The organism is uncultured Sutterella sp. (genome assembly GCF_937923675.1).
GTDB lineage: Bacteria > Pseudomonadota > Gammaproteobacteria > Burkholderiales > Burkholderiaceae_F > Sutterella.
The window spans coordinates 22,264-29,351 of the sequence record NZ_CALDXB010000010.1; the positions used below are offsets into that span (position 1 = coordinate 22,264).

The following is a 7,088-nucleotide window of genomic DNA, read 5'->3' on the forward strand; positions in this document are numbered from 1 at the left end:
AGATTTCAAGTGGGAAAGGTTATCGCGTTCGGGTGCGCTTACGCGCAAAAGGCGCGCCGCGTTTTTCCGCTATTGATTCAGGTCAAGGAAGACTGCATCCGGCTGACAGAGAAGCACGCCTTTGAGCCTTTGCGGGAGTGCCGGCGGGTCCTTCAGGAAGCACGGTAAGGATCACTCTGAAAGGAGAGTAGAGGGGAACGGCTACTCCAAGAGTGCATTACAAAGATGGAGTCCTCTCCATTCCGCTCCGGGCGCTTTTCCCCTTCGTTATGAATGCAGTGAGGATCACTCACTTATTCAATTGTTTTATCTAAATAAATTTAAAAATATCCAGAATCAGGATCATCGTTGAAGATCAACGATCGATCTTGAAAAATTCTTTCTCGTACACTCCTTTGACATAGAGACGCACTTTTCTCCTCAAAGGGAGGTTCCTCATGTCAGTCAGCATTCATTTGAGCGCTTTCGCCGCAAAAGGCCGGGCCATCTTCTTCGCTTCCAAAACCGCTGAAGCCGGGGACCGCCTTGCCTCTGGGATCAGGGAGTTCGACGACCTTCTCGACGGAGGATTCCCCAAAGCGGGGCTCACTGAGATTCTCGCGCCGGCATCCCGCCGCGGCGAAGTCAGGATGCTCCTCGGCGCGGTTTCTCATGCGGCTTCCGCCGTCTGGGTGCTCCCAGAGCGCGGGTTTGAACCGTTCCTGCCGGCCTTCGAGGCGTTCGGGATCGACATTTCCCGGGAACTCTTTGTGGTGCCGCCCACGGCAGAGGAGGCTTTCGACGCGGCCGAGCTTGCACTCTCAAGCGGCGAAGCCGAAGCCGTCGTCGCCTGGCTCCCTGCGCTCTCGCCGAAGCAGGACCGCATCCGCATGCGCAGGCTTCAGCTCGCAGCGCAAACGCACGGCGCCGCGCTTTTTGCCATCCGCCCGGCAGCGCTCGCCTGCCTCGCGCCCGAAGGGGTTCTCAGGCTTCTCTTTCTGCCGGAGGGCGCTGAGGCGATCCGCATCCGGGCCATCCGGATGAGCACCTTTCTCAATACCGCAAAAGAAATTCTTCTCGAGCCGTCGAAGCTCGCCCTCGGTGCCCGGCCGGCGAATGCCCCGGATCGTCAGTCTTCCAAAGACGAAAGAACCTCCCGGCCCTGCCAGCCGAGCCTCTTCCCGGAAGCGCTCCCGGCCTTCTGATTCCCAAATTCTTTCGAGCCCGATCTCATGTCTCCGGATTTCACGATTCTTTATTTCCCGCAGCTTCTTCTGGCGCTCAACCCGAAGCGTCTCTCTGCCCGGTCTTCTGATCCCGCCGCGCTCGCGGTCGAAGGCCGCATCGAAGCAAGGAACGCCGCTGCTGACGCGCACGGGATCCGCCGGGGAATGACAGAAAAGGAAGCCCTGCTGCGCCTTCCCGGTCTCAGCCTTGAACATGCGAGAGCAACCGCCGCCGCTGAACTCACGACGCTGATGCTTCTTCTCGCGCGGCGCTATTCAAAGGAAGCCCGGCTCATCCGCTCTCCCGGATCCGGCGCGGCGGCGCTCCTCCTTCACTGCGGGTGCGAGGAAGCCGAAAAAGCGCATGCATGCTTTGAGGCGCTCGGTTTCAACAACTTTGCAGCATCCGCCTCCACCCTGATGGAGGCGCTTCAGAAAGCGGCCGGTTCGGCAGAAGACGAAGCGGAAGCCTTCGATGCCGAAGGCCTCGTGAAGCACGCCCGTGCATTCGGCGCGAGCGTCCCGAATCTTCCGGAAATGAATGAAGCCCTGGCGCTCCGGGCAACGCTTGACCCGGACGCGAAGCCCCTTCAGGCGGAGCGCATGGCTGCCGCCATCGCTTCGTGGGCGGCTGCAGAAGCATTCAATCGGCTGACCCTGGAAATCGCGCTTCGTGATGAAGCGGGCCGTCCGGTCAGGCGCTTTTGGGAGCAGTCGTGCGTCTTTTTCTTCAGCGAGACGGGTTCGGAAAAGACAACCCGGGAGCTCGCGCGCTTTTTGCTTGAAGCCGCTTCCGCGACGCTCCTCGGAAGCCTCTCCCTCAGGGCGCGCGGCGAAAAGCGCGTCCGTAAGGCGTCTTTCCTCGTCCGGAAGCTCGAGGAGCGCTTCGGCTCAAGGCGCGTCTTTCAGCTCGAGCGGACGGGAAGGATGCTCCCTGAAACGCTTCAGAGACACGCGCCTGCTGAAGCGCTTCGCCCTCTGGCGCACCAGCGAGCGCCGGTCAGAAGCGATGCGGGCGGGCTTCCCTTCCCGACGGAAGTCTTTCCGGAACCGCGCGAGCTTCCCCTCGGCAACGGACTTCAGCCGGTCCTTGAAGGACCGCTCGCGCTCGAAGCCGAAGACCGCGCGATAAACGGAAGAACCTACTACAGCGCCCGGAGCGTTCGCGGCGAACGTCTCTGGCTCTACCGCGAGGATGCGTCCGGAAGATGGTTCCTGCAGGGCCGATTTGCCTGATTTTTCATTGACCGAAGACGTCATTCTGAAGAGGAGCGGTTGCTAAAATTTCGCTCTAAAAAATCCTGCAACCGAGACCTCCTCATGCCACGGCCTGTACTGCTTCACAGCTGCTGCGCGCCCTGCTCGAGCGCCATCCTTGAATGGCTCCTTCAGCACGACTACGCCCCGACCATTTTCTACTTCAATCCGAACATCTTCCCTCAGGAGGAATACCTCGTGAGGAAGAACGAGTGCCAGCGCTATGCGGCGAAGCTCGGCGTCCCCTTCGTCGACGGCGACTACGACCACGCGCTCTGGCACGAGGCGGTGAAGGGGCTCGAGAATGAACCCGAACGCGGCGCGCGCTGCCGCGTCTGCTTCGGCGTGCGCATGCTCGCCACCGCCCGGACCGCGAAGCGACTCGGCATTGAATCCTTTACAACGACTCTGGCCGGGAGCCGCTGGAAGCGGCTCGAACAGATCCGCGAGGCGGCCGAAGAAGCCGCACGCCTCACGCCCGGGACAGCCTACTGGGACATGAACTGGCGCAAAGGCGGTCTGCAGCAGCGCAGGGGCGAGCTTCTCAAGGAAGAGGGCTTCTACAACCAGCTCTGGTGCGGCTGCGAATTTTCGATGGGGCACCTTGCCCTGCGCCCGATTGAGGAGATCCCGGTCTATGCGCGCGAATTCGTTCTGAAGCTCGGGGACAAAACCAGGGAAGCGAAGGAAGAGGAGAAGCATTCATGACCGCGCTCATCACCGTCCTCGGCTACGTTGCGGTCATTCTCATCGGCGTCTTCATCCGCGCGCAGGGACTCGTTCCGAGAGATCTCGCGAAGCCCGTGGGGTTCCTCGTTCTCAACATCACGCTCCCCTGCGCGATCATCACGTTCCTCAACGGCGTCACGCTTCCGGTCGAACTCCTCGCCACCATCCTCATTCCGATTACGGCGACCTGGATCATGATCGGCATTGCCTGGCTCATGACGCACCGGCGGCCCGACCGGGACAAAGCCGTCCCCTTTGCCATGCTCAACATGTCGAGCTTCAACGTGGGGACCTTCGCCATGCCCTTCACGATGGGGCTCGTTTCGCCGCTCGGCTTTCTCGTCGTCTGCCTCTTCGACATCGGCAACGCCATCATGTGCACAGGCGGCACCTACGCCTTTGCATTCCGCGGCAACGGCGGCGCCCTGAAAGCCTTTCTCAACGTCTTCCGCACGCTCGCGCACGCCGCTCCCATCTGGACCTACCTCATTCTCCTCACGCTTTCCTTCCTTGAACTCAAGGTTCCGGGACCCATTCTGCAGTTCTGCAAGGTCGTAGGGGGCGCCAATACCTTCCTCTCGATGCTCCTCATCGGCCTCTCGATCAACCTCGCGATCAACTGGGAAAAGTTCGGCGAGCTTTTCAAAATGATGTGCGTACGCTACGTCGTCAACGCAATCATCGCCGTCGGCCTCTACTTCCTGCTGCCCTTTCCCCTTGAAGTGCGCCAGGCAATCGCCGTTACGATGATGTCGCCGCTTCCCGTCATGGGCGTCATCTTCACGATGAAGGCGAATCTCGACTGGGAGGCCGCCGCCAACATCAATTCCGTTTCCGTCCTGGTATCGGTGGCCGTCATGTGCGCCATGCTCGCCGCGTTTACGGGTTGACGTTTCTCAAATTCCGAACCTCCCGGACGCTCCTAAAATAGAAAGTTCCGATACCGGAATTCTCTCGGAAATTTCAAAAAAATGAATATTTTCCTCATTCTCTTCCTGGCTATTCTCGCGATCGCAGTGCTTCTGCGCTTTCGCGTGATGATCGGCCTCGCCATTCTCGCGGCGGGCGCCGTCATGTGGATTCTGAACGACCGGTCGCTCGCAACGCTCTGGTCGAGCGCCGTGGAAACGGCGACGCTTCCGAGAACCTACGACCTCATCTTCGCGCTCTACTTCGTCATGTGCCTTGAGGTGCAGCTGAGAAAATCCGGAACGCTGAAAGGCATGGTCGAGGCCTTGAACCGGCTCTTCTCCTCATCGCGCATCACGCTCGCCGTCATGCCCGCGTTCCTCGGGCTTCTCCCGTCGCTCGGGGGCGCGCGCTTTTCCGCCCCGATCGTTCAGGCGGCAAGCGAAGGGATGAATATTTCTCCGGCCCGGAAGGCTTCCATCAACTACTACTTCCGCCACATCTTTGAGACCTCAAGCCCGACGGTGCCCGGAATGCTCCTTGCCTGCGCGATTGCCGGCATTCACCTCTCCGACCTCGTGCTACACCTCATCTGGTTCGCCGCAGCCACCTTCATCGTGGGGTGGTTCGTGCTTCTCGCGCCCCTGAAGGGCGAGGATCACGTCAAAAAGAAGGTCTCGACGGGGGCTTCGCGCCTCGCGGACTTCGGAAACGTCGCCCTTGCGATCTCCCCGGTCGTTCTCAACATTCTCCTCATGCTCATCTTCAACATGCCCGCCGGCATCGCGATGGGCATCTCCGTACTGGCGCTCATCCCGACCTTCTACTTCCTGAAGCGCCCCGTGCCCATCAAGGACATTTTCCTCGAGGCCTTCGACCGGAAGCTCCTTCTCAACGTCGTGATGATTCTCTACTTCATTTCGCTCCTTTCCGGCACCGGGGTTCTTGACGAAACGCTCGCGGCTCTCAAGGCGCTTCCGCTTCCGACTCCCGTGATCTTCGCGATGCTCTCCGTCCTGGTCGGCCTTCTCACCGGCATGTCCCAGGGCTACATCGCGATGGCCATGCCCATCTGCGCGGCAATTGCACCGGGAAGCCTCACTTACGCCGGCATGGCAATGGTCTTCGGCTGCATCGGCCAGATGCTCACCCCCGTGCATCTCTGCTTCACGATTTCGGTGGACTACTTCAAGGCCGACTTCTTCCAGTCCTTCAAGCAGATCTTCATCTGCGAAGCGATCCTTGCCGTCATCTTCTCCGCCTGGACCTACTTCACATGGGCCTAAGCACAAACGCTTAAGATTGAGCGTTCTAAAATATCCAATTCTTCTTTTCCGCTTCCCGGGCGGCCTCACTTCATCCACGCCGCCTGCGGAACGCGAACGAGTTTTTCCGGAGCTTTTCGACATGAAAGAAATTCGCACCCGCATCGCGCCGAGCCCCACCGGCATGATGCACCTCGGTACCGCGCGCACGGCCATTTACTGCTGGGCTGTCGCCCGTCACTTCGGCGGCAAGTTCCTCCTGCGCATTGAAGATACCGATCAGGTGCGCTCGACCAAGGAAGCCGTGCAGGTGATTCTTGACGGCATGAAGTGGCTCAACCTCGACTACGACGAGGGCCCCATCTATCAGATGGACCGTCTTGCCCGCTATAAGGAAGTGGTCGACCAGATGCTCGCCGACGGCCGCGCCTACTACTGCTACGCGACCCCGGAAGAACTCGATGAGCTTCGCGAAGCGCAGCGCGCCCAGGGCCTCAAGCCCCGCTACGACGGCCGCTGGCGTCCTGAAAACTGCAAGGGCCGCCCGATTCCCGAAGGCGTGAAGCCCGTGATCCGCTTCCGCAACCCCGACGAGGGCGCGGTGACCTGGGACGACGCCGTCTACGGCCCCATCACGGTTCAGAATTCCGAGCTCGACGACCTCATCATCATGCGCAACGGCATCCCCACCTACAACTTCGCCGTTGTGGTGGACGACTGGGACATGAAGGTGAGCCACGTGATCCGCGGCGCCGACCACATCAACAACACCCCGCGCCAGATCAACATCTACCGCGCGCTCGGCGCTGAGGTGCCCGTCTTCGCGCACCTCCCGCTCATCTGCGGTCAGGACGGCCAGAAGCTCTCGAAGCGCCACGGCACGGTGTCCGTTCTCGAATACGAAAAGAAGGGCTACCTCCCCGAAGCGATCTTCAACTACCTCGCGCGCCTCGGCTGGGGCCACGGAAATATGGAGAAATTCTCCCGCGAGGAGCTCGCCAAGGTCTTCGACCTCAAGGACTGCTCGCGCGCTTCCGCCCGCATCGACTGGAAGAAGCTCGACTGGCTGAACGGCCAGTACATGAAGGAAGCCGACGATGCGCGCCTCGCGGAACTCGTTCAGCCCCGCATCGAAGCCCGCGGCGGCCTCATTGAGAATGGTCCCGACCTCGTTCAGGTCTGCGGTCTTCTGAAGACCCGCAGCGCCACCCTCGAAGCGCTCGCCGACGCCGCGCTCTTCTTCTATGTTGAGAAGGATGCGGACCCCGAAGCCCTCGCTGCGGCCCTCGCCGACGGCGGCCGCGAAGCGCTCGCGCTCTTCGGCGAAAAGCTGAAGGCCCTCGATGAAGTCACCCCTGAAAACGTCTACCACGTCATTCAGGCCGTGATGGCTGAGCGCGAAATCCCGATGAAGGTTCTTGCCACGCCGCTTCGCGTCGGCGTCTGCGTTGCCGACCGCACGCCGCAGATCGACCGCACGCTCTGCCTCATCGGCCGCGAAAAGGTGCTCGCCCGCATCGCGAAGGCGCTGGCCTAAAGAGAAGTCGTTTCCGATTTCCTGAGAAAAGGGACTGTCCGAAAGGATGGTCCCTTTCTTTTTTCATACGTTCGGGATCTGCGCACTTGCTTTTTTCGGGAGACTTCTGTATAGTTCGACCTCTCCGCAGTGATGTCCCCATCGTCTAGCGGTTAGGACGGCAGCCTCTCACGTTGTCAACTCCGG

At 60.6% G+C, this 7,088-nt stretch carries 6 protein-coding genes; all 6 read left to right on the forward strand.

Features of this window, described 5'->3' with window-relative positions:
• Window positions 1-437 precede the first annotated feature (437 nt).
• The 6 genes from Q0106_RS00725 to gltX all read left to right on the forward strand — a co-directional run bounded on the left by Q0106_RS00725 (window position 438) and on the right by gltX (window position 6,902).
• Window positions 438-1,184 carry a hypothetical protein gene (locus Q0106_RS00725; protein ID WP_297607597.1) on the forward strand — a complete coding sequence of 249 codons (747 nt, stop codon included), beginning with the start codon at window positions 438-440 and terminating at the stop codon, window positions 1,182-1,184.
• A gap of 27 nt (window positions 1,185-1,211) precedes the next feature.
• Window positions 1,212-2,441: a hypothetical protein gene (locus Q0106_RS00730; protein ID WP_297607599.1), complete on the forward strand. Its 1,230-nt coding sequence runs from the start codon at window positions 1,212-1,214 to the stop codon at window positions 2,439-2,441.
• A gap of 84 nt (window positions 2,442-2,525) precedes the next feature.
• On the forward strand, window positions 2,526-3,170 hold the full coding sequence (locus Q0106_RS00735) for an epoxyqueuosine reductase QueH (RefSeq protein WP_297607601.1): 645 nt from the start codon (window positions 2,526-2,528) through the stop codon (window positions 3,168-3,170).
• Complete coding sequence (locus tag Q0106_RS00740) at window positions 3,167-4,081, forward strand: AEC family transporter (protein WP_297607603.1); 915 nt, start codon at window positions 3,167-3,169, stop codon at window positions 4,079-4,081. The genes Q0106_RS00735 and Q0106_RS00740 overlap by 4 nt, the downstream gene beginning before the upstream one ends.
• An 81-nt stretch (window positions 4,082-4,162) precedes the next feature.
• Complete coding sequence (locus tag Q0106_RS00745; RefSeq protein WP_297607606.1) at window positions 4,163-5,386, forward strand: DUF401 family protein; 1,224 nt, start codon at window positions 4,163-4,165, stop codon at window positions 5,384-5,386.
• 121 nt (window positions 5,387-5,507) lie between these two features.
• Entirely contained in the window at window positions 5,508-6,902 is a 1,395-nt protein-coding gene (gene gltX, locus Q0106_RS00750; RefSeq protein WP_297607607.1) for a glutamate--tRNA ligase, read from the forward strand.
• Window positions 6,903-7,088: the final 186 nt, after the last annotated feature.